The organism is Klebsiella sp. FDAARGOS_511, from assembly GCF_003812845.1.
GTDB classification, from domain to species: domain Bacteria; phylum Pseudomonadota; class Gammaproteobacteria; order Enterobacterales; family Enterobacteriaceae; genus Klebsiella; species Klebsiella grimontii.
This window is the reverse complement of the sequence record NZ_CP033824.1, coordinates 326,632-350,422: the sequence shown is the minus strand read 5'-3', so window position 1 is coordinate 350,422 and position 23,791 is coordinate 326,632. Positions and strand designations below refer to the sequence as shown.

Below are 23,791 nucleotides of genomic sequence, written 5' to 3'. Positions count from 1 at the left end.
TGAATTTGAAATCACAATGCGATAAAAGTCTGCCGCCAAAGCAGTCTGGACCTATAAAAGCATTTAGGAATCTCAAGATATAAAATTTAACGAACTTTTTGTACATTCTATCGATGCCGCAAACCGTAACAGTTGCGGCATATGAAGTTAACTATCAATACTCTAAATAAGCATGTTTTATACGGTTTCTACCTGATCTCTTGGCTTCATATAACTTCGAGTCCGTAATTTTGAATATGTCGTCAAAAGAAATTATACAATCTGATTTCGGGGATATGGTTACAGCACCAACGCTCACAGTTATTTTCCTTTGTAGTGTTGACATGTCCTCGATAGATTTTCTTAATTTTTCGCATGCCATTAAGCATTCATTTTCGGTTGTGCTTGGGATCAGCACAATGAACTCTTCACCGCCGAATCGGGCAACTATCCCTTTTTTCTCCAACGCATAGGTTAAATTGAGTGCCACATGTTTTAACGCTAAATCACCTTCCTGATGACCAAAGTCGTCATTATATGATTTAAAATAGTCTATATCGATAACGGCGAGTGAGAAAGGTTCTAGATTGTATTCTGCTTTTGTCTTTACTTCGTTGAATAAAATCATGAACTTTCTTCGGTTGTATATGTTAGTTAACGCATCAAATGTAGCCATTTTTTCTAATTCTTCATTTGCATTTGTAAGTTCTTCTTGTTTATTTATAATGTCTAGCTCCATTTTCTTACGGTCATCGATGTTTTGGATTTGAGAAATGTAATATATGACATTGTTTACTTCATCTTTCATCATTGATACGCTTAAAAGACACCAAATACTATCATGATTGAATTTAATATATCTTTTTTCAAGCTCATAATATGGTATTTTACCTTTTTTTAATGACTCTAAAAGTTTGAGGTCAATGTCAAGGTCATCTTTATGTGTGATCATTTGGAAGTCTGTGGATAACAAGTATTCCTTAGCATATCCAAGCATATTTATAAGTGCTTGGTTAACTTTTACCCATCGCCCTTCTTCAGAAACTATAGCCGTACCAATGGTGGAGTTATCAAATATCTTCTCAAGTATCTGATTTGATTCTACTAAAGATTGAATAATACTTTCTTTTTCTTTAGTTAAAATATCTATTTCCAAAAGCGATGCTATTCCTTCAGCCATAAGACTGATGAATTCATGATCTTCACTACTAAAATCTTCTGATTTGATTTTTGTTGAGGAGAAATTAATTGTTCCCCAAATCTTACTTCTTACCCATATAGGTGCTGAAATATAGCTTTCGAGTTTCATGTTTATATATACAGGGTGTGTGTTGTAACTTTTATTTATGCCGGCATTCTTCGTACTTATAATTCTCTTCTCATCTACAACTTTTTTACAATAGGTGTTTTTTAATTGAAGGCTTAATCCCGGGTATACTCCATCTGGAGCTCCGGAAACAGCAAGTAATGTGTATTTATCACCATCAATCTGACTCACAATACCCAGAGATAAGTTAAATGCCTTAAGGCCTTCATCAAGGATTATCTTGAATGTTTCATCAATATTGACGTATCTTTTTACCATTGATTTGTAAAGAATGTGGATTCTGTTAATGTGTGGATTTTTATGTGGCATAGGTTACAACCTTAATGATGTTTGAAATGTTCATGAAAGCTCTGATAAGAGGTTAAAAATTCATGAAAATAACAACCATGGTAAAGCAAAATTGATTGTTAGTTTAATAATAGTAGACGTTTTAGCCTGTGCTAGAGAGAGATTCAAAAACTCTCAAAGTTAATGGTGTCATACATCCTTACATGAACTATTTAACCAAGTGTCGGCGTAGAGTTCATGTAATAAGCGTAGATCTGAATGTAATGGATGAGAATGTTCTACATAATTCAAAGCTTCTCTTGCATGTTTTCTAGCGCTTTCTGAATAAATATCTGGCCATGCGTTTGCCAACATGCTCAGGGATTTTAATAATCTTATTTGCACCTCACGTAAGGTAGCTCCATCCCTGGCTATGGGTGAAAAGATATCATCAAAAATACTGTCAATGGAGAGTGGTGCAACATGTATGTTAGGATATAAGATATCTGTGCTCTTTTGCATTTCCTGCGCATAAAACGATAAAATTCTGACAGAACGTCCAAGTACGTCGATTGCAGTACCAGGATCATTCACTGCTGGAGAAAGTGCCCGGCTTGCGATTTCTGACAATACACACAAACAGAATCTGGGGTCCTGTGAAAATGATCTGGTTTCAGAAATAGTAAAAGCAGACATTAATTTATGATGTTTTTCATCTGAAACTCTTTCAGTGAGATACATCACCGGAATTGAAGGATGTAGAAAATTACCGGGTTGTACATTCAGGTAGACGTGTATTGCGCTGTCCTCAAGTGAAAGATAAAGCCTACCCATATCAATGTGTTCAATGTAACCAATTTGCTCGGAGTACAGAGTGAAAGTCCCCATGGGAGGTTTTCCGTTTTCTGGCCACGGAAAACCTCCAAGGTAAGGTGTCTGAGCTCGGTCAGAGAAGGCTTTAATTGCAGCACTTTCAACCCTTGCGGTCGTCTCTCCGACGCGTCCTAATGAGGTTAAATGTTGTATCCAGCGCAATAATGTAATGAGGATGAGTGCGATAACAATTAGAGTGACAATAAAGAGAATGACCCTTCCGCGCTCTCCGTATGCCCCCATGTTCAGAGCAATTATCCCGACCAAACTGAACAAGAAAGAGCCAATAAAAGTCGCCAGCACATTTTGTGTAGTTGAATCCTCAACAACAAGGCGGGTTGCTCGTGGTGTTACGTTTGTTGTTGCTGAACCATAAGCAGTAACCATGATACTTAGCGAAAAGGTTGTTACTGCCAGCATACTTGATGCAAGTATATTCAGTATATTGTCAACGGCTTCTGCACCTATACGCACGGAAAATGATGGCGGTATCATGGATTTAAACACTATTGATAGCAGCGCAGTGAGTACAGCTGCTATAGCAAAAAGCGTTGCCCTAAACCAAATCTTTCGTGATGTCTGAGTCAGGTGCCATTGCCAGCGAGAAATCATATAAACTCCCATCCGGAATTCAAAATAGTTATTGAAAAGTGCCGTCCTAAGGACGGCACTTAGTCATTAACGAACAAGATGCAGGAAGTGAAGATGCTTCTCGTACTGATCAAGTATATCGTTAATCAATTGTTCCTGATTCCAGCCCATCACATCATAATTCTGTCCACCTTCTTTAAGATAAACTTCCGCCCGGAAGTAACGATGCTGTTCAGATTGCAGCTCATCATTATCCATCGCTGCTAGCGCGAATGCCGGAGAATTGTATCCACGTAGTCTGACTTCATAGATAAAGTTTAACTCGTTGCCTAAATCTACTTCAAATCGAATACGATCTTCTGATTCATCACCGATATGGCTCTGCGTGCCCTGTTTATTGAGTTCCTCCTGCACCAGATACATCGCTGGTCTGATAACCTGAACCATGAATCGTTTAACAAGAGAACGTTTTGGAAGATAGGCAATATTACGCAGCCGTCGCTGCCATGGAATGGGATTACGGGCTGCAGTAGGGGCGATTGTCGCCATACTGAGACTGTCACGTTTTGTGAGATCGCGACGCAGTGCTTTGAGCAAGCCATAAATAGAGATAAGCAGAATCACTGAAAAAGGTAGAGCACTTGCTATTGTCACCGTTTGCAGCGCGCTAAGTCCGCCAGCAATGAGAAGAGCAATAGCGACTATCCCCATCAATGATGCCCAGAAAATCCGTTGCCATACTGGCGTGTTGGTCACGCCGCCAGAAGCCAGCGTATCAACTACCATTGCTCCGGAATCAGCAGATGTCACAAAAAAGACGATGACCATAGCCATGGCAATAAATGAAAGTACGGACGAGAAAGGGAAATGTTCAAGAAAATTAAACAGCGCAAGCGCAACATCCTGCTGAACAGTGTTTGCGAGATCTGTTGCTCCCTGATTCATTATCAGATAAATGGCACTGTTGCCAAAAACAGTCATCCACAATAGCGTGAATCCAGCGGGGACAAACAGCACACCTGTCACGAACTCGCGGATGGTTCTGCCACGAGAAACTCGTGCGATGAACATACCGACAAACGGCGACCATGAAAGCCACCAACCCCAGTACAATAATGTCCAGCCACCCAGCCAGTTACTCGACTTTGGCTCGTAGGCATAAAGATTAAACGTTTTACTCACCAGTTCGGAAAGGTATCCACCTGTATTTTCAACAAATGATTTGAGGAGTAAAACTGTCGGGCCCAACAATAAAATTAGTGCAAGTAATATAACTGCCAGTCCAAGGTTTAACTCAGACAAAATACGTATTCCTTTATCCAGTCCCGATACGACAGAGATAGTAGCGAGCCCGGTGATAACAACGATTAGAACAACCTGGACTGTTTCATTTATGGGAACACCGAACAGATGGTTCAGACCTGCGTTAACCTGCAGGACGCCATATCCTAACGAAGTCGCTACCCCAAAAACTGTACCGATAACAGCGAAAATATCAACGGCATGGCCTATAGGACCATAGATACGGTCGCCAATGATAGGATAAAGCGCGGAACGTAATGTCAGTGGAAGACCATGACGATAACTGAAAAAGGCAAGTATCAGCGCGACAATAGCATAAATAGCCCAGGCATGGAGTCCCCAGTGGAAGAAAGTCAGCCGCATTGCCTCTTTTGCTGCAGCGACGGTCTCCGGTGTACCTACTGGTGGAGATAGATAATGCATGACCGGCTCGGCTACGCCAAAAAACATAAGGCCTATCCCCATTCCGGCTGAAAATAGCATTGCAAACCAGGAGTGATAGCTGAAATCAGGCTGCGCGTGATCTGGGCCAAGTTTTATATCGCCATAGCGAGAAAGACCCAGGAATGTAACGCTCAGTAAGATCAGTGCTACAGCAAGGATGTAAAACCAACTGGCATTAGTGAAAATTTGTTGCTGCAGAAGCTTGAAGTTTTTGTCAGCTGCATCGGGGAAGAGCGAAGCAAAAGCGACAAGAAGGAAAATTAACAAAGCAGAGGTATAAAATACTGCTTTATTAATCTGACTCTGAGACTTCTTAGGGATCGTGTCATGTTCACTCATTTTATACATTCCATTAATTGATAAGTCGCCCTAGGTGAGAGGTGTAACCTTTTCAGAGTAGCAAAATTATCCTATTAATGCAGTCTAACTGAACCATATGAATACGAAGACTTGCTGAGAAAGAAACCAGACTTTGTTTGAAGTTAAGCAGGTAGGATTATTCAATCGGAATGGGAAGGTCGGGCAAATACTCTGCTGTTAGACATGACGCCAGATAATGTTGGTATTTCGGGCTGGCATTTATCGCTGCACATTCGGATAAACTATGGGGAACAGTCAGCACCACCTTACCGCAATCACCGCTGAAGTTGGCTGGCTCGAATCCTCAACATTTCTGACCATGAAGGACATAAAGACCAATATTTTTGTGTATGAAAATGGATATATGTACCCACTTGAGAGCAATAATGCATGGGTTAGCAGCAGTCACTTTATCACTTGGAGTAGCAAAAATTCTTACGGGACGACGTTATGACCTCTTGCATGCCTGGTATGCTTTAAAGTCAAGAGCCAAAGGTTCGATTGCTTTTGCTATTCCAGCGTATAGCGGACAATGCTGGTCAGAGGCTTAACAGAAACTTGCAGCTGTCATGAAAGTCGATAGCCCCAACACCATGTCAACGACATAAGGCTGGAGGATGGACTGCTAATAAAAAGTCCCCTGAGCAGGCACACTTAGGGGAAAATACTTCATGACATTATTGCTGTGTGCGTCTTTGCGCGCGGGATATCTTCTGAGAAAACGCCTGGTTTTTCCAGATATTTCTGGTCTGAACAGTTAAGTTGAAGAGACGGTTGCATGGGCATGTATTTACTTAATGGTGTCCTGGAGAAGTTGATGAGCCCTGAGTTGCAACCCATGCGATCAACGATTTGAGGCAAGATGATAGTCCTGTTTAGATGTGTCGCAATTGTGGAGTAACCAGGCGACACGGAAAAGGACAAAGAAAACCTTCGGGATGAGCATCCTTTATATGTGCGCTGAATCTTGGCATATGACGCTTACGGTATTCTTATATAAGAAGGGCGAATTGTGAGGTCACAAAGAGGGCTTAAGTAATTGATATATAGTGACTGGATTTGTAGTGAAATGTAGTAAATTGTAGTGTGTTTTTTAATCTGTTTATTGATTAAAGTATTGATATTTATTGTTATTTCATGCTTTTCTTTGTCTTTATGCCTGAAAGCGCCCGCTATTGCAATCGGCGAAACGGAAACTCTTCGCGGAATTAATATCTTGCAACGATTTCATCGTCGCTGAAAAAAACAGGAAGGCGCCTCGCACGCGACACAAAGCACAAAGACTTCTCGCCGATGGCTGATGTACACTGTGCGCCAACGTCAGCGGTTTACACAAGGTGAAAACGTGGAATTACTTGCTCAATATGGCCTGTTTTTGGCCAAAATCGCGACCATCGTTGTCGCAATTGCGGTTATCGTCGCCATTATTGTTAACCTGACTCAGCGCAAAAAACAGCGCGGCGAGCTGCGGGTAACCAATCTTAGCGAGCAATATAAGGAGATGAAGGAAGAGCTGGCGGCTTCATTGCTCGATGGGCCGCAGCAGAAGCTGTGGCATAAAGCGCAAAAGAAAAAGCTTAAGCAGGAAGCAAAAGCGGCAAAGGCGCGGGCAAAGCTGGGAACTCCCGAGCCGGACGCGAAACCGCGCGCCTGGGTGCTGGATTTTAAAGGCAGCATGGATGCCCACGAAGTCAGCAGCCTGCGCGAAGAGATCACCGCCGTTCTGGCGGCGGCAAAAGCGCGCGACCAGGTGGTGATTCGCCTTGAAAGCCCCGGCGGCGTGGTCCACGGCTACGGCCTTGCCGCTTCGCAGCTGCAGCGTCTGCGCGACAAACAGATCCCGTTAACGGTCGCGGTAGATAAAGTTGCGGCCAGCGGCGGCTATATGATGGCCTGCGTGGCGAACAGAATCGTCAGTGCACCGTTCGCTATCCTTGGCTCTATTGGCGTTGTGGCGCAGATCCCCAACATCAATCGTTTCCTGAAGAACAAGGACATCGACATTGAGCTACATACGGCCGGGCAGTACAAACGTACCCTGACGATGCTGGGCGAAAATACCGAAGAAGGGCGGCAGAAATTCCGCGAAGATCTGAACGATACCCACCGACTCTTCAAAGACTTTGTCCACCGGATGCGCCCTGGTCTGGATATCGAGCAGGTAGCGACGGGTGAACACTGGTATGGCGTTCAGGCGCTGGAAAAAGGCCTTGTTGACGCGGTGGAAACCAGCGATGAACTTCTGCTGGGCCTGATGGACAAGCATGAGGTTATCAGCGTGCGCTACCAGCAGCGTAAGAAAATGCTCGACCGGTTTACCGGCAGTGCGGCGGAAAGCGCCGATAAACTGCTGCTGCGCTGGTGGCAGCGTGGGCAAAAGCCGCTAATGTAAACAAAACAACGCGAGGCACCGGCCTCGCGTTGTCGTATTGGCCCTGCGCGCAGCGGTTAATCCGCCAGGTGATACTTATCAGACAGCTCGTGCGCGAGATATTTAAACATATTGAATACCGCCGTACTCTTCGCCGTTGGCAGTCCCTGTTCATCAAGATAAAACTCGCCGCTGAACACCAGCACGCCGTTACGCTGAACGACGTCGGTGGCCTCGATCCCGGCTAACGTATCTTCATGTTCGCGAATGAGTTTGTTGGCTTTTTCCAGAAGCGTCTGGCGATCGATGGGTTGGGTTGTACCTTGCATAAATGCCTCCTGTGATTCTTCGCGGCTAGTCTACGCCGCGCGACGACAAGGGGCAAATTTTCCATGGATCTTACAGGGGTAATCGCAGGAGCTTAATAAACATCAGTTTAGTGGCGGGATTTGCTTTTGCATGCTAATAAAGTTGCGTAACGAATTTTATCAGGTACAGTGTGACGCTTTCAGCGATCTGGCAACAGATTTGCTTGACATTCGGCCAAAAATTATTCGTGCTATGTCGCCTGGCAAGAAAAAGCCAGCAAACTCAGCTATCTGGTTTTATGGAAGTGAAACCGGTGCAAAGGGTTGATATCCATCGATAACGACGCAACATAGGTTGTGACGTGTCGCCAGTGGATGGTGAATCAATGTGCGATGTATTCCTGGATGAATCAAATTAGGTAAAGGTGAATATGGGTAAAGCTCTCGTTATCGTTGAGTCCCCGGCAAAAGCCAAAACGATCAATAAGTATCTGGGTAATGACTACGTGGTTAAGTCCAGCGTCGGTCATATCCGCGATTTGCCGACCAGTGGCTCAGCTTCCAAAAAGAGCGCCGACTCTACCTCCACCAAAGGGGCTAAAAAGCCTAAGAAGGATGAACGCGGCGCTCTGGTCAACCGTATGGGCGTGGACCCATGGCATGACTGGGATGCGCACTACGAAATACTTCCGGGTAAAGAAAAGGTTGTTTCCGAACTCAAACAGTTGGCGGAAAAAGCTGACCACATCTATCTCGCAACCGACCTTGACCGCGAAGGGGAGGCCATCGCATGGCACCTGCGGGAAGTTATCGGCGGTGATGAACAGCGCTATAGCCGCGTAGTGTTCAATGAGATCACTAAGAATGCTATCCGTCAGGCTTTCGAAAAGCCGGGCGAACTGAATATTGACCGTGTTAACGCTCAGCAGGCGCGCCGTTTTATGGATCGCGTGGTGGGTTACATGGTGTCTCCACTGCTGTGGAAAAAAATTGCCCGTGGTCTGTCCGCAGGCCGCGTCCAGTCGGTTGCCGTACGTCTGGTGGTTGAACGCGAGCGTGAGATTAAGGCGTTTGTTCCGGAAGAGTACTGGGAAGTTGACGCCAGCACCACGACGCCAGGCGGCGATGCGTTACCGCTGCAGGTGACTCACAGCGGCGATAAGCCGTTCCGTCCGGTGAGCCGTGAAGAGACCATGGCAGCGGTTGCGCTGCTTGAGAAAGCCAGCTACAGCGTGCTGGAGCGTGAAGACAAGCCGACCAGCAGCAAGCCAGGCGCGCCGTTTATCACCTCCACGCTCCAGCAGGCCGCCAGTACGCGTCTTGGCTTCGGCGTGAAGAAAACCATGATGATGGCGCAGCGTCTCTACGAAGCGGGGCATATTACCTATATGCGTACCGATTCCACGAACCTGAGCCAGGACGCGCTGAATATGGTGCGCGGCTATATTGGCGATAACTTCGGTAAGAAATATCTGCCGGAAAGCGCTAATCAGTACGCCAGCAAAGAAAACTCTCAGGAAGCGCACGAAGCGATTCGTCCTTCCGACGTCAACGTGCTGGCCGAAACGTTAAAAGATATGGAATCTGATGCGCAGAAACTGTATCAGCTGATCTGGCGCCAGTTTGTCGCCTGTCAGATGACGCCAGCGCAGTACGACTCCACCACCCTGACGGTGAAAGCCGGCGATTTCAAACTGAAAGCCCGCGGGCGTACGCTGCGCTTTGACGGCTGGACCAAAGTGATGCCAGCCCTGCGTAAAGGCGATGAAGATCGTACTTTACCGCTGGTCAACAAGGGCGAAAGCCTGAGCCTGGTCGAACTGACGCCCGCACAGCACTTTACCAAGCCGCCGGCGCGTTTTAGCGAAGCCTCGCTGGTTAAAGAGCTGGAAAAACGCGGCATCGGCCGTCCTTCCACCTATGCGTCGATCATTTCGACCATTCAGGACCGCGGCTATGTGCGGGTAGAAAACCGTCGTTTTTATGCGGAAAAAATGGGCGAGATCGTCACCGATCGTCTGGAAGAGAACTTCCGCGATCTGATGAACTACGATTTCACCGCGCAGATGGAGGACCGTCTCGATCAGGTGGCCAACCATCAGGCCGAATGGAAACAGGTTCTCGATAACTTCTTCGGAGACTTCACCTCGCAGCTGCAAACGGCGGAGAAAGATCCGGAAGAGGGCGGCATGCAGCCGAACCCCATGGTCCTGACCACCATCGACTGCCCAACCTGCGGGCGCAAGATGGGGATCCGTACCGCCAGCACCGGCGTATTCCTTGGCTGTTCGGGTTATGCGCTGTCGCCAAAAGAGCGCTGCAAAACCACCATAAACCTGGTGCCGGAAAACGAAGTGCTTAACGTGCTGGAAGGCGATGACGCTGAAACCAACGCGCTGCGCGCCAAACGCCGCTGTAAAAAATGCGGCACGGCGATGGACAGCTACCTCATCGATCCGAAGCGCAAGCTGCACGTCTGCGGTAATAACCCGACCTGCGATGGCTACGAGATTGAAGAGGGCGAGTTCCGCATTAAGGGCTATGACGGTCCGATCGTTGAGTGTGAAAAATGTGGTTCTGAAATGCACCTGAAGATGGGGCGTTTTGGTAAGTATATGGCCTGCACCAACGACGAGTGTAAAAACACCCGTAAGATCCTGCGTAACGGAGAAGTGGCGCCGCCGAAAGAAGATCCTGTGCCGCTGCCGGAGCTGCCGTGTGAGAAATCGGACGCCTACTTTGTTCTGCGCGATGGCGCGGCGGGCGTTTTCCTGGCCGCGAACACCTTCCCGAAATCGCGCGAAACCCGTGCGCCGCTGGTGGAAGAGCTGTACCGCTTCCGCGACCGCCTGGCAGAAAAGCTGCGCTATCTGGCCGATGCGCCGCAGCAGGATCCGGAAGGCAACAAAACGATGGTGCGTTTTAGCCGTAAAACTAAGCAGCAGTACGTTGCGTCAGAGAAAGACGGTAAAGCCACCGGCTGGTCAGCTTTCTATATTGACGGCAAATGGACTGAAGCGAAGAAGTAACTGCTCTAACCGGATAAAAGGGCCGCGCCGCGGCCCTTTTTTAACACCGCATGTTGCTGATATCCAAGATTTTATACTGTATCCTCTCTCGCCTTATAACCGACTTATTATTTTTTGTTAGTATCTATACACTGTAGATATAAATGATATAGTGGTTATAGCTAATCTCTTTTTTATTATCTTATCGTCTTATACATCATCGTCTTCAGGATACGTTGTGGCGCCGACACGGCGAGTCGCAGGTATGGGCGGGGCAACCCACCCGACAGCAAGTGACCTGAGCGTAAAATGTATTAAGCGGGTTTATTTTACGTGCTATCGGATATCAGCCATGAAACTACAGCAGCTCCGCTATATCGTTGAGGTTGTTAACCATAATCTGAACGTCTCCTCGACTGCCGAAGGCCTGTACACCTCACAGCCGGGCATCAGCAAGCAGGTTCGCATGCTGGAGGATGAGCTGGGAATTCAGATTTTCGCCCGCAGCGGCAAACATCTCACGCAGGTCACTCCCGCAGGTCAGGAGATCATACGCATCGCTCGCGAGGTCTTATCGAAGGTCGATGCGATCAAGTCGGTGGCGGGGGAGCATACCTGGCCAGACAAGGGCTCACTGTACGTTGCCACCACCCACACTCAGGCCCGTTATGCGCTACCGGGCGTTATCAAAGGCTTTATCGAACGCTATCCCCGCGTCTCCTTGCACATGCATCAGGGGTCGCCAACGCAAATCGCCGAGGCGGTGTCGAAAGGCAATGCTGACTTCGCTATCGCGACCGAAGCGCTTCATCTTTATGATGATTTGGTGATGCTGCCGTGCTATCACTGGAACCGCTCCGTGGTCGTCACGCCAGAGCACCCGCTGGCTTCGCGCGAGTCAGTATCGATTGAGGAGCTGGCGCAGTATCCGCTGGTGACTTACACCTTCGGCTTCACCGGTCGTTCCGAGCTGGATACCGCCTTTAATCGCGCCGGCTTGACGCCGCGCATCGTTTTCACCGCCACCGACGCCGATGTGATTAAAACCTACGTGCGTCTGGGTCTTGGGGTAGGGGTGATTGCCAGTATGGCGGTGGATCCGGTTTCCGACCCGGATCTGGTCAAACTCGACGCCAACGGTATCTTCAGCCATAGCACCACAAAAATAGGTTTCCGACGCAGTACCTTCTTGCGAAGCTATATGTATGATTTTATTCAACGATTTGCTCCGCATCTGACCCGGGATGTGGTCGATACCGCCGTCGCTTTGCGCTCAAATGAAGATATCGAAGCGATGTTCAAAGATATTAAATTACCGGAAAAATAACCGTAGAAAAAATAATGGCATCCTTACGGGGATGCCAAAACCTATAATGGCCTGAAATGGAATATCTAAACCTCGTCTGAATCACAATTTTCGTTAACTCCTCGTACCACATTTGCAAATATACCTGCCGTGATCAAATTAATGATGAAAGATATCTTCTGAAAAGCGAATTCACTGGATTAATAGTCCATCCATAATTAAGATTTATCTGTGGTTAGTAATTCTTAGCGATTGGTGGTGAAAAAATGATTAGTGATATCGATTATATGAAGTTTGCGATGTCACAGGAACGTGACAAGACCGAGATAGATCCGGTTTTGAGAAGTAAGGCCTGGAGCGCCGTTATCCTTGGGCTTGCGATGTTCTGGAGCGTCATTGCTCTGGTTGTCTGCAACGTTTGGTTACTAAGCTAGAGCACCTTCCAGTCACAGTGGTTGTGTCAGTTTTATGACAAGTGAATTATTGAGAATTATTTCTATCTGATAAAATAGCGGTAATAAGGAGGATATAATTTTTCCCTTTTTAGACTCGCTCGATAAATTTTCTCTATTGGACTAATCGCCAGAATAATGGCGATTAGTCTTTCTTTGTACTCATGTACTAATACGCCACGGTCGCCGACGTAAACCTGACTTCTTCAATCCTTCTCAATATATCTGCCCGCATTATTCAAATTTCCTGTCTTAATGTGTTACGCCTATTTTAGCAATTTGGGTTGTTATCAAAATGTTACATCAAAGATGTGTTATCTTTAATAATGACCCTGAGGAGGATCAGGGGATGCTATCCCTAAGGTAAAGGAGGAGCTATGTCGTCAACCCTACGAGCAGCCAGCAAGGATACGCTTCAGGTTAAAGATAAAACCTGGCATTACTACAGCTTACCGCTGGCCGCCAAACAACTGGGCGATCTCTCGCGCTTGCCCAAATCACTCAAAGTGCTACTGGAAAACCTACTGCGCTGGCAAGACGGTGATTCAGTGACCGCCGAAGATATTCATGCCCTGGCCGGATGGCTGAAGCATGCCCATGCCGACAGGGAGATTGCGTACCGTCCGGCGCGCGTCCTCATGCAGGACTTTACCGGGGTCCCCGCCGTGGTGGACCTGGCGGCGATGCGCGAGGCGGTCAAACGCCTGGGCGGGGACACCGCCAAAGTGAACCCGCTTTCGCCCGTCGACCTGGTGATTGACCATTCGGTCACCGTCGACCGCTTTGGCGACGATGATGCTTTTGAAGAGAACGTCCGTCTGGAGATGGAGCGCAACCATGAGCGCTACGTCTTTTTGCGCTGGGGGCAGCAGGCATTCAGCCGCTTCAGCGTAGTACCGCCGGGTACCGGTATTTGCCACCAGGTAAACCTCGAATACCTTGGCCGGGCAGTGTGGAGCGAACAGCAAAACGGCGAGTGGGTGGCTTTTCCCGACACACTTGTCGGCACCGACTCGCACACAACGATGATTAACGGTTTAGGCGTTCTGGGCTGGGGTGTCGGCGGTATCGAAGCGGAAGCCGCCATGCTCGGGCAGCCGGTTTCCATGCTGATCCCAGACGTTGTTGGCTTCAAGCTGAGCGGCAAGCTGCGTGAAGGCATTACCGCGACGGACCTGGTCCTGACGGTCACCCAAATGCTGCGTAAACACGGCGTTGTGGGTAAGTTTGTTGAATTCTACGGCGATGGACTCGATTCTCTGCCGCTGGCGGACCGCGCGACTATCGCCAATATGTCGCCGGAGTATGGCGCGACCTGCGGCTTCTTTCCGATCGATGCCGTTACGCTTGACTATATGCGCCTTACCGGGCGCAGCGAAGAGCAGGTGGCGCTGGTGGAAGCCTATGCGAAAGCGCAGGGCATGTGGCGTCAGCCCGGAGATGAGCCGGTATTCACCAGCACCCTGGCGTTGGATATGGGAACCGTCGAAGCGAGCCTGGCCGGACCGAAACGCCCTCAGGACCGCGTAGCGCTCGGCGATGTCCCTCAGGCCTTTGCCGCCAGCACCGAGCTGGAAGTCAACCACGCGCAGAAAGATAAACGGCCAATTGACTACACCCTGAACGGACAGCAGTATTCGCTGCCTGACGGGGCGGTAGTGATTGCCGCTATTACCTCCTGTACTAACACGTCAAACCCCAGCGTCCTGATGGCCGCCGGCTTGCTGGCCAAAAAAGCCGTTGAGCGGGGTCTGAAACCGCAGCCGTGGGTTAAAGCGTCGCTGGCTCCCGGGTCGAAGGTTGTTTCCGACTATCTGGCCCACGCAAAGCTGACGCCCTATCTGGATGAACTGGGCTTCAATCTGGTCGGTTACGGCTGTACCACCTGTATCGGTAACTCTGGACCGCTGCCGGACCCGATCGAGCGCGCAATCAAGCAGGGCGATCTGACCGTCGGGGCGGTGCTCTCCGGGAACCGCAACTTTGAAGGACGTATTCATCCGCTGGTAAAAACCAACTGGCTAGCTTCGCCGCCGCTGGTGGTCGCCTACGCTCTGGCGGGGAATATGAATCTCGACCTGACCCGTGAGCCGTTAGGGACGGGTAAAGATGGTCAGCCGGTGTATCTGAAGGATATCTGGCCGAGCGGAATCGAAGTCGCGCAGGCGGTTGAGCAAGTCTCAACGGAGATGTTCCGTAAAGAGTACGCCGAAGTGTTTGAAGGGACCGCCGAGTGGAAGGCGATAAAAGTGGATCGCTCTGATACCTACGACTGGCAGGATGATTCCACCTATATTCGCCTGTCGCCATTCTTTGATGAAATGGGCGTTGAACCTAAACCGGTAGAGGATATCCACGGCGCGCGCATTCTCGCCATGTTGGGCGACTCGGTTACCACCGATCATATCTCCCCGGCGGGCAGTATTAAAGCCGATAGCCCCGCGGGCCGTTATCTGCAAAATCACGGCGTCGAACGCATTGATTTTAACTCCTACGGCTCCCGTCGCGGCAACCATGAGGTAATGATGCGCGGAACGTTTGCCAATATTCGTATTCGTAACGAAATGGTCCCCGGCGTGGAAGGGGGGATGACCCGACATCTTCCGGATAGCCAACCTATCGCTATTTACGATGCCGCGATGCTCTACAAAGCAGAGGGCACGCCGCTAGCGGTGATCGCAGGCAAAGAGTACGGTTCCGGCTCCAGCCGCGACTGGGCGGCTAAAGGACCGCGTTTGCTCGGCGTCAGGGTGGTGATTGCCGAGTCTTTCGAGCGTATCCACCGCTCCAACCTGATTGGCATGGGGATCTTACCGCTGGAATTCCCGCAGGGGGTGACGCGTAAAACGCTGGGACTGAGCGGCGAGGAGCGGATAGATATCAGCAACCTGCAGGCTCTGCAGCCCGGTATGACGGTGCCGGTCACGCTGACCCGCGCGGATGGTCGGCAGGAAGTGATTGATTGCCGCTGCCGTATCGATACCGCGACTGAGCTGACCTACTATCAGAACGACGGTATTTTGCACTATGTGATCCGCAATATGCTCTAAACCCGCGTCTGATATAAAAAGGGCCAGCATAGGCTGGCCCTTCATTTTTCTACAGCATTACTTACTCAGCAGGTGCCCCATTTTGGCAGCCTTAGTATCCAGATAGTGGGCATTTTTCGGGTTGCGTCCCACGATTAGCGGCACGCGTTCCACAATGTTAATTCCCGCTTCAGTCAGAATTTCGACCTTCTTCGGGTTGTTGGTCAACAGGCGTACCTGGTCGACGTTCAGCAGCTTGAACATATCTGCGCACAGCGTGAAGTCGCGTTCATCTGCGGCGAAACCCAGCTGATGGTTGGCTTCCACGGTATCATAGCCTTGATCCTGTAACGCGTAGGCGCGGATTTTATTCAGCAGGCCGATATTGCGCCCTTCCTGACGGTGGTAGAGCAGAATGCCGCGCCCCTCTTCGGCAATATGTGACAACGCCGCTTCCAGTTGAAATCCGCAATCACAGCGCAGGCTAAAAAGGGCGTCGCCCGTTAAACACTCAGAGTGTACGCGAGCCAGAACCGGGGATTGCCCCGAAATATCGCCAAATACCAGCGCGACGTGATCCTGCCCGGTTGCCAGTTCTTCAAAACCCACCATGAGAAAATCGCCCCATGGGGTTGGCAGTTTGGCTTCTGCCACACGTTTAAGCTGCATGTGATTCTCCAGATTCTATCAGCACCTGACTGTGCTTCTGTTTGCCGCTATTTTGCCACAATGGCGCGACGTTCTCCTAATTGCGTACGGTCACCTGCGCGCAAAGCGCACAAACGAACTACTTTCCGTTATGATATTGAGGTCAATGAAAAGGAGACGAGATGCTGTTGATTGCCAGACGAACCGCCGTTGGCGCGGCCCTGTTATTAATCATGCCTGCTGTGATCTGGATTACCGGCTGGAAATGGCATCCGGGGCTGTCGGCAGGGGCGATGAAGCTGCTGTACTGGATAACTGAAACGGTGACGCAACCCTGGGGGATCATCACGCACGTTATCCTGTGTGCCTGGTTTCTGTGGTGCCTGCGTTTTCGTCTGCGAGCGGCGATAGTGCTGTTTCTTATTCTGGGCGCAGCGATACTTGTTGGGCAGGGGATGAAGTCGTGGCTCAAAGACCGCGTACAGGAGCCTCGTCCCTTTGTCATCTGGCTGGAACAGACGCGGCAGGTGCCAGTCACGCAATTCTACGCGTTGAAACGCAAAGATCGCGCTAAACTGGTGCATGAACAGCTGGCGCAAGAGCAGCAGATTCCTAAATTTTTGCGTAAGCACTGGCAAAAAGAAACCGGCTTCGCTTTCCCTTCTGGCCATACGATGTTTGCCGCTAGCTGGGCATTGCTCGGCGTGGGCTTACTGTGGCCGCGTCGTCGCTGGGTCACCATTGCGCTGCTGCTGACGTGGGCGACGGCGGTAATGGGAAGCCGCCTGGCGCTGGGCATGCATTGGCCGCAGGACCTGATCGTCGCGACGCTGATTTCCTGGCTGCTGGTGACCCTGGCGACCTGGCTTGCCCAGCGGTTCTGCGGGCCGCTATCGCCGCCGGGAGAAGAGGCGCAGGATATTAAAAAAAGGGCGGCCGCGCCGGAATAATGTTGATATTAGCCGTATCAGGCCGCATATCCTTAACGGGTGTCATGCATTTCCATTTCACCGCTGCGGCGAAAATGATACTTTATAGGGCTGAACGCGGGATCTTTTCGCGCAACCCACAGAACGGGAAGTCATGTGAAATATTTTCTTATTTTCTTATTGGTGTTAGCTATCTTCGTCATTTCAGTGACGCTGGGCGCGCAAAATGACCAGGTGGTCACGTTCAACTATCTCCTCGCGCAGGGTGAGTTCCGTATTTCGACGCTGCTGGCCGTGCTTTTTGCCGCTGGTTTTGCTATCGGCTGGCTGATCTGCGGCCTTTTCTGGTTGCGCGTTCGCGTCTCTCTGGCGCGCGCCGAGCGTAAAATTAAACGTCTGGAGCACCAGATCGCGCCAGCCAGCGCAACGCCTGCCGAAGCTGGCGTTCCTGCGGTGAAGGAATAATCATTTATGCTGGAGTTGTTGTTTCTGCTTTTGCCCGTGGCCGCAGCCTATGGCTGGTATATGGGGCGCAGAAGTGCACAACAGTCCAAACAGGACGATGCGAGCCGTCTGTCGCGTGACTACGTTACAGGGGTTAACTTTCTGCTGAGCAATCAGCAGGATAAAGCCGTCGATCTGTTCCTCGATATGCTGAAAGAGGATACCGGCACCGTCGAAGCCCACCTTACGTTGGGCAATCTGTTCCGCTCGCGCGGTGAGGTTGACCGCGCGATTCGCATCCATCAGAGCTTAATGGAAAGCGCCTCGTTAACCTACGACCAGCGCCTGCTGGCCGTGCAGCAGCTGGGGCGAGATTATATGGCCGCCGGGCTTTATGACCGGGCTGAAGGGATGTTTAAACAACTGGTGGACGAGACGGATTTTCGCCTGAGCGCGCTACAGCAGCTGCTGCAAATTTATCAGGCGACCAGCGACTGGCAGTCGGCGATAGAAGTGGCCGAACGTCTGGTTAAGCTGGGGAAAGATAAACATCGCGGTGAAATCGCCAATTTCTGGTGTGAACTGGCGCTACAGCAAATGGCGGGCAACGATCTCGACAAAGCGATGGCGCTGCTGAGGAAGGGCGCCGCCGCGGACCGCAATAGCGCTCGCGTTTCCATCATGATGGGCCGAGTCTGGATGGAAAAGGGCGACTATGCGAAAGCCGTAGAGAGCCTTGAGCGAGTGATTGAGCAGGATAAAGAGCTGGTGGGCGAAACCCTGGAAATGCTGCAAACCTGTTACCAGCAGTTGGGTAAAACCGACGAATGGGAAGCCTTTTTACGCCGCTGCGCAGAGGAAAACACCGGCGCGACAGCCGACCTGATGCTGGCGCAGATCCTTGAACAGCGGGAAGGTGCCGAGTCCGCGCAAAACTACGTGACTCGCCAGCTGGAGCGACATCCAACGATGCGCGTGTTCCATAAGCTCATCGACTACCATATCAATGAAGCCGAAGAGGGGCGCGCGAAGGAGAGCCTGGGCGTTCTGCGCCATATGGTGGGCGAGCAGGTCCGCAGCAAACCGCGCTACCGCTGCCAGAAATGTGGTTTTACCGCCCATACGCTGTACTGGCACTGTCCGTCCTGCCGGTCGTGGTCATCGATTAAGCCTATTCGCGGACTGGACGGGCAATAAATTAAAAAAAAACGCACTTTAGTTACAACATACTTAAAGGTTTTTTACGTCATATCCTCCGGCTTCGGCGCCCCCGTCGTCCGGCAGGAAGCGAAATGCAGCCTGTTATTTTCGGCTTATCGCAGGTAGAATGCTGCCCGTTTACCTTTTTTGCGCCAAACCGGCGCTCATCAACAATTAAGGTCCGGTCATGACGTCTACTGCTACATCTTCTTCCCGCGTTGTCACATCCTCTCCCATCGTCGTTGCTCTAGATTATGATAACCGTGATAAAGCGCTGGCATTTGTCGACCGTATCGACCCGCGCGACTGCCGCCTGAAGGTGGGCAAAGAGATGTTTACCCTGCTGGGGCCGCAGTTTGTTCGTGACCTGCACCAGCGCGGTTTTGAGGTTTTCCTCGATCTGAAGTTCCACGATATCCCGAATACCACGGCGCGTGCTGTCGCCGCTGCGGCAGAGCTGGGCGTCTGGATGGTCAACGTTCATGCCTCCGGCGGCGCGCGTATGATGACCGCTGCACGTGAAGCCCTGCAACCATTCGGAAAAGAGGCGCCGCTGCTGATTGCGGTCACGGTATTAACCAGCATGGAAGCCAGCGATCTGCAGGATCTGGGCATTACGCTTTCTCCGGCTGACTACGCCGCGAAGCTGGCGGCGCTGACCCAGCGCTGCGGGCTGGATGGTGTAGTCTGCTCGGCGCAGGAAGCGGTTCGCTTTAAGCAAGAGCTGGGCCAGGCGTTCAGGCTGGTGACGCCGGGCATTCGTCCGCAAGGTAGCGATGCGGGTGACCAGCGGCGCATTATGACGCCGGAACAGGCACAGGCGGCGGGCGTAGATTACATGGTGATTGGTCGTCCGGTAACGCAGTCTGCCGATCCTGCCGCCACCCTGCGCGGCATTAACGCATCGTTGAACAAGGGGGTATGATGAGCGATTCCAACAGCCGTCTGGTGTATTCAACGGACCGCGGCCGTATTGATGAACCCAAACCGGCACAAGCGCGCCCGAAAGGGGACGGTATCGTACGTATTCAGCGGCAGACCAGCGGGCGTAAGGGTAAGGGCGTGTGCCTGATTAGCGGTATTGATGAAAGTGACGACGCGCTGGCGAAACTCGCTGCCGAGCTGAAAAAGAAATGCGGCTGCGGCGGAGCGGTTAAGGATGGCGTGATTGAGATTCAGGGCGATAAGCGTGACTTGCTCAAATTGCTTCTCGAAGCCAAAGGCATGAAAGTTAAGCTGGCAGGCGGTTAATCAATAATAAGGCCACGATAAATATCGTGGCCTTCATTTTTGTGCTGGTGTACTCGTCAGCTAATATAAACTTTCATATTATTGTTCGTGGTTAATATTATTTACCCACCTGGTGGCCGATAATACCGCCGACTGCCGCGCCGCCCAGGGTACCCAGGGTGCTACCGTCAGTTAATACCGCACCACCCAATGCACCGGCGCCTGCGCCGATTGCGGTGTTGCGATCGCGTTTAGACCAGTTAGAACAAGCGCTCAGAGACATTGCAACAGTGACGGCCAGAACTACCGCGGCCATTTTTTTGTTCATTGAAGTCATCATTTTTTTCTCCTGAATAATCTATTCACGGATACAACTTCCCTTAAGCATAGCTTGTTACTCTTGCTCAGGGGTTATTCCATGAAGCTTTAGTTGCGCAGGTGTTACTCTAATCACGCAGGTGATAGTTACTCCCTGTTATATCGCTAACATTAATTCTACTTTCTATAAATTTTTCAGGCAGGTAAAAAGTCTGAATTCAGGTGTCAGAAAAGTCTCAGACGATAGCGATGCCGGGCAGCCCCGGCAAAGTAAGGACAGGATCAGGGATGGTTGACGATATCGACGGCTAAACCGCATTCGATTAACTGGCTGTGCACGGCATCATTGAGATTATCGTCGGTGATAATACGGTTAAACCGTTCTATCGGCCCAAGGGGATAGGGGTGAACCACGTTGAATTTAGAGCTATCGCTCAGCACAATCGCCTCACAGCCCTTTTCCAGCACCGCGTTAACCACGTCGGCACGCATCATATCCCGTCCGGTAAATCCGGTTTCAGCCTGCCAGCCGTCAATGCCGATAAAGGCCTTGCTGAAGTGGACTTGCTGAATAAACTGGCGGGTCAGTGGGCCAACCATACTTTCGCTGCGCTTTTGATAGATCCCGCCCAGCAGGATCACTTCTCCAGGCGTCTCTTTCAGCAGATGCGCAATATAGCTGCTGACGGTGATGATGGTGATATCGCCGCGCTCGGCCAGCGTGCGGGCGAGCAGGGCGTTGCAGCTCCCGTTCTCGATAAACACCGTCTCTCCGGCAGAAACGCGCGTTGCGGCCCGCGCAGCCAGCTCTCGCTTAATGGCGAAGTTGGTCATCATGCGGGTTTCCACATCTTCGCTATCCAGCGGAACGGCGAAGCCGTGAGTACGACGCAGGTAGCTCTGCTTCTCGAGTGAATTCAAATCCTGGCGAATGGTGACTTCAGAGACACCGGTCATCTTCGCGAGATCGGCCACGCTAATACGGCCTTTGTCGATGACCATTTGCAAAATACTTTGTTGTCGGGCGTTCATAGCAACTTCGCAGTTAAGGGCTATTTGGGCGAGCGATCGGCCCTGGGTGGCCGATTGCGGTGATGTAGATTATCAAATTTCCCACGGCGCTTTAGGCTGACCGGGTTTATTTTCCTGCTCGTCGCTGGAAAGCGCCTGCAGCTCAGCTTTGAGGATTTCCAGATTATGAATCGCGGAGTGATAATCCCCGGCAACCAGAATATCCAGCACGGTATCGATTCGTTGGGCGAGCAGACGGGCATTCAGATCTGACATGGCGTTATCCTGGTTACAAATGTGAATAAAATCAATGATGCTAAAAACGGATGAAAAAGAGAAGCGAAAAAAACGCACAAACTAACCCATCTACGATGATTCGTGGGCAACGCGCGGAAAAACAGCTGGAAGGGATAAAAATGCGGCTCCGTTTAAGGGAGCCGCACAGGGCAGTTATCAGGCGGCAGGACGCGCAATCACGCTACGGGTTTCCATACGGACTTCGGCAATTGTCACATCAATCACATCCGTGACTTTGTAGACGACTTCGCCTTTAATCTGCACGGTGCCGTTTTCCTGGCTGCACACCAGCTCATCGCGCACGGCGTGAAGGAACGGCGCCGGGATAAAGGCAACCGCGCCGTTATCAACCAGACGCACGCGCATGCCGCCGCGGCTGACATCGATAATCTCAGCAGCAAAGCGGGTAGTGGTACCGGCCTGCGGATTCAGATAGCGGGCGTACAGCCAGTCTCCGACATCGCGCTCCGCCATGCGGTTGAGGCGACGGCGTTCAGCCATTTGGATCGCAACATCATCCTGCGGACGGGAGATCGCTTCCCCTTTGATAATCGCTTTCAGCAGACGATGGTTAATCATATCGCCGTACTTACGGATCGGGGAGGTCCAGGTCGCATAGGCTTCAAGACCCAGCCCGAAGTGCGGGCCCGGCTCGGTGCTGATTTCCGCAAACGACTGGAAGCGGCGAATACGGCTGTCGAGGAAACCGGACGGCTGCGCGTCCAACTCGCGACGCAGCTTGCAGAAGCCCTCAAGCGTCAGCACTTCCACCGGGTCAACGTGTACGTCGTGTGTCTTCAGTAAGGCCGCGAGCTGCTCGGTGTTGGCCGGATCGAATCCGGTATGCACGTTATAAACGCCGAAACCGAGCTTATCGCGCAGGACGCGGGCGGCGCAGATGTTGGCGGCGATCATTGACTCTTCAACGATACGGTTGGCGATGCGGCGAGGTTCGGCAACGATATTCAGCACTTCGCCTTTGTCGCCCAACACAAAGCGATAATCCGGGCGGTCTTTGAACACCAGCGCGTGGTTTTTACGCCATTCGCTACGACGCAGGCAGGCCTCCTGCAGCAGTTTAATTTGCCGGGCGATAATCTCGCTGTCCGGCTGCCAGCTACCGCTGTTTTCCAGCCAGTTGGAAACATCATCGTAGGCCAGCTTCGCTTTCGACTCGATGGTCGCCGCGAAGAACTCAATATCGTCTTCGATGGTTCCGTCATCAGCGAGGATCATGCGGCAGGCCAGCACCGGACGAACCGCGTTGGGGCGCAGGGAGCAGAGGTCGTCAGAGAGCTCGCGTGGCAACATCGGAATGTTGAAGCCCGGCAGATAGTTGGTAAAGGCGCGAATTTTCGCCGTGTTGTCCAGCTTGCTGCCTTCGGCAATCCAGGCGGTTGGATCGGCGATAGCGACGGTCAGGTGCAGTTTACCGTCAGCGTTCTGCTCGACGTACAGCGCATCATCCATATCTTCGGTGCTGGCGCTATCGATGGTCACGAAAGCCAGGGCCGTTAAATCACGGCGTTCCAGACCTTCATCAAGCATCTCGGTCGCCACGCCGTCCGGCGCTTCTTTTTCCAGATTATGACGCGCCAGGGTGACCCACCACGGAACGAAATGATCATCGCCAAAGGTAATGTACTGGGTGAGCTCAGCGTAGAAACCGCGGTCGCCTTTCAGCGGATGACGGCGCATTTCGGCAACGGCCCAGTCACCCTCTTTAAAATCATGCTCTACGCCGCGCGCGGCGCGGCAGGGAATGGCATCTTTCAGCAGCGGATGGTCAGGAACGATAGAAAGACGATCGTCTTTTTTATGAACTTTGCCGACAAAACGCGTCAGGAACGGCTCAACCAGTTCTTCCGGTTCAGCGCTTTCGCGTTCTTTTTCAGTATTGACCACGGCGATAATACGATCGCCATGCATCACTTTTTTCATTTGCGGCGGCGGAATGAAATAGCTTTTCTGCGAGTCGACTTCGAGGAAGCCAAACCCTTTTTCCGTCCCCTTAACGACCCCTTCAACGCGCGGAGTCTGGGAATGCAGTTGCTGTTTAAGCTGCGCTAGCAGCGGGTTGTCCTGAAACATAATTTC

Annotated in this window: 19 protein-coding genes; 10 read left to right on the top strand and 9 right to left on the bottom strand. The window is 50.9% G+C overall.

The annotated features are described in order from the left end of the window. Positions 1–154: 154 nt before the first annotated feature. The 3 genes from EGY08_RS02655 to EGY08_RS02645 all read right to left on the bottom strand — a co-directional run bounded on the left by EGY08_RS02655 (position 155) and on the right by EGY08_RS02645 (position 5,122). Positions 155–1,615 (bottom strand): sensor domain-containing diguanylate cyclase, encoded by a 1,461-nt coding sequence (locus EGY08_RS02655; protein WP_123828151.1) that lies wholly within the window; start codon positions 1,613–1,615, stop codon positions 155–157. Between the two features lie 168 nt (positions 1,616–1,783). Then, positions 1,784–3,058: a DUF2254 domain-containing protein gene (locus EGY08_RS02650; RefSeq protein ID WP_123828150.1), complete on the bottom strand. Its 1,275-nt coding sequence runs from the start codon at positions 3,056–3,058 to the stop codon at positions 1,784–1,786. A 66-nt stretch (positions 3,059–3,124) separates the two neighbouring features. Continuing rightward, on the bottom strand, positions 3,125–5,122 hold the full coding sequence (locus EGY08_RS02645; protein WP_123828149.1) for a BCCT family transporter: 1,998 nt from the start codon (positions 5,120–5,122) through the stop codon (positions 3,125–3,127). 1,366 nt (positions 5,123–6,488) lie between these two features. Here EGY08_RS02645 and sohB point away from each other — a divergent pair. Continuing rightward, positions 6,489–7,535 carry a protease SohB gene (gene sohB, locus EGY08_RS02635; RefSeq protein WP_032741869.1) on the top strand — a complete coding sequence of 349 codons (1,047 nt, stop codon included), beginning with the start codon at positions 6,489–6,491 and terminating at the stop codon, positions 7,533–7,535. Between the two features lie 56 nt (positions 7,536–7,591). On the opposite strand, the gene EGY08_RS02630 is transcribed toward sohB, so the two are convergent. Then, the gene (locus EGY08_RS02630) at positions 7,592–7,843 is read right to left on the bottom strand and encodes a YciN family protein (protein WP_004101388.1); all 252 of its coding nucleotides are present in this window, start codon (positions 7,841–7,843) and stop codon (positions 7,592–7,594) included. Positions 7,844–8,253: 410 nt separating this feature from the next. On the opposite strand from EGY08_RS02630, the gene topA reads away from it, so the two are divergent. The 4 genes from topA to acnA all read left to right on the top strand — a co-directional run bounded on the left by topA (position 8,254) and on the right by acnA (position 15,638). Further along, positions 8,254–10,851, top strand: coding sequence for a type I DNA topoisomerase (gene topA, locus EGY08_RS02625; protein ID WP_049112416.1), 2,598 nt, complete (start codon positions 8,254–8,256; stop codon positions 10,849–10,851). A 331-nt stretch (positions 10,852–11,182) separates the two neighbouring features. Continuing rightward, positions 11,183–12,157, top strand: coding sequence for an HTH-type transcriptional regulator CysB (cysB, locus tag EGY08_RS02620; protein WP_004121248.1), 975 nt, complete (start codon positions 11,183–11,185; stop codon positions 12,155–12,157). Positions 12,158–12,402: 245 nt separating this feature from the next. After that, positions 12,403–12,570 (top strand): YmiA family putative membrane protein, encoded by a 168-nt coding sequence (locus EGY08_RS02615; RefSeq protein ID WP_004121247.1) that lies wholly within the window; start codon positions 12,403–12,405, stop codon positions 12,568–12,570. Positions 12,571–12,965: 395 nt separating this feature from the next. Then, positions 12,966–15,638, top strand: coding sequence for an aconitate hydratase AcnA (acnA, locus tag EGY08_RS02610; RefSeq protein WP_004850158.1), 2,673 nt, complete (start codon positions 12,966–12,968; stop codon positions 15,636–15,638). A 57-nt stretch (positions 15,639–15,695) separates the two neighbouring features. Here acnA and ribA read toward each other — a convergent pair whose 3' ends face one another. Beyond that, on the bottom strand, positions 15,696–16,286 hold the full coding sequence (gene ribA, locus EGY08_RS02605) for a GTP cyclohydrolase II (protein ID WP_004121245.1): 591 nt from the start codon (positions 16,284–16,286) through the stop codon (positions 15,696–15,698). A gap of 161 nt (positions 16,287–16,447) precedes the next feature. Between ribA and pgpB the strand changes: the two genes are divergently transcribed. From pgpB to yciH, 5 genes are all read left to right on the top strand, one after another. Next, on the top strand, positions 16,448–17,215 hold the full coding sequence (pgpB, locus tag EGY08_RS02600; protein ID WP_087829252.1) for a phosphatidylglycerophosphatase B: 768 nt from the start codon (positions 16,448–16,450) through the stop codon (positions 17,213–17,215). A gap of 135 nt (positions 17,216–17,350) precedes the next feature. After that, positions 17,351–17,659 carry a LapA family protein gene (locus EGY08_RS02595; RefSeq protein WP_014229014.1) on the top strand — a complete coding sequence of 103 codons (309 nt, stop codon included), beginning with the start codon at positions 17,351–17,353 and terminating at the stop codon, positions 17,657–17,659. 6 nt (positions 17,660–17,665) lie between these two features. Next, the gene (gene lapB / locus EGY08_RS02590) at positions 17,666–18,835 is read left to right on the top strand and encodes a lipopolysaccharide assembly protein LapB (protein ID WP_004121242.1); all 1,170 of its coding nucleotides are present in this window, start codon (positions 17,666–17,668) and stop codon (positions 18,833–18,835) included. Between the two features lie 190 nt (positions 18,836–19,025). Further along, positions 19,026–19,763, top strand: a complete 738-nt coding sequence (gene pyrF, locus EGY08_RS02585) for an orotidine-5'-phosphate decarboxylase (protein WP_087829251.1) — start codon at positions 19,026–19,028, stop codon at positions 19,761–19,763. After that, entirely contained in the window at positions 19,763–20,089 is a 327-nt protein-coding gene (gene yciH / locus EGY08_RS02580; RefSeq protein ID WP_087829250.1) for a stress response translation initiation inhibitor YciH, read from the top strand. The genes pyrF and yciH overlap by 1 nt, the downstream gene beginning before the upstream one ends. A 97-nt stretch (positions 20,090–20,186) precedes the next feature. Here the strand turns inward: yciH and osmB are convergent, their stop codons facing one another. The 4 genes from osmB to EGY08_RS02560 all read right to left on the bottom strand — a co-directional run bounded on the left by osmB (position 20,187) and on the right by EGY08_RS02560 (position 23,785). Beyond that, positions 20,187–20,405, bottom strand: a complete 219-nt coding sequence (gene osmB, locus EGY08_RS02575; RefSeq protein WP_004139496.1) for an osmotically-inducible lipoprotein OsmB — start codon at positions 20,403–20,405, stop codon at positions 20,187–20,189. A 263-nt stretch (positions 20,406–20,668) separates the two neighbouring features. Beyond that, positions 20,669–21,418 carry a DNA-binding transcriptional regulator YciT gene (locus EGY08_RS02570; protein WP_004121233.1) on the bottom strand — a complete coding sequence of 250 codons (750 nt, stop codon included), beginning with the start codon at positions 21,416–21,418 and terminating at the stop codon, positions 20,669–20,671. 72 nt (positions 21,419–21,490) lie between these two features. Further along, positions 21,491–21,673: a hypothetical protein gene (locus EGY08_RS02565; RefSeq protein WP_004121231.1), complete on the bottom strand. Its 183-nt coding sequence runs from the start codon at positions 21,671–21,673 to the stop codon at positions 21,491–21,493. A gap of 177 nt (positions 21,674–21,850) precedes the next feature. Then, positions 21,851–23,785: an exoribonuclease II gene (locus tag EGY08_RS02560; protein WP_049112423.1), complete on the bottom strand. Its 1,935-nt coding sequence runs from the start codon at positions 23,783–23,785 to the stop codon at positions 21,851–21,853. Between the last annotated feature and the right edge of the window lie 6 nt (positions 23,786–23,791).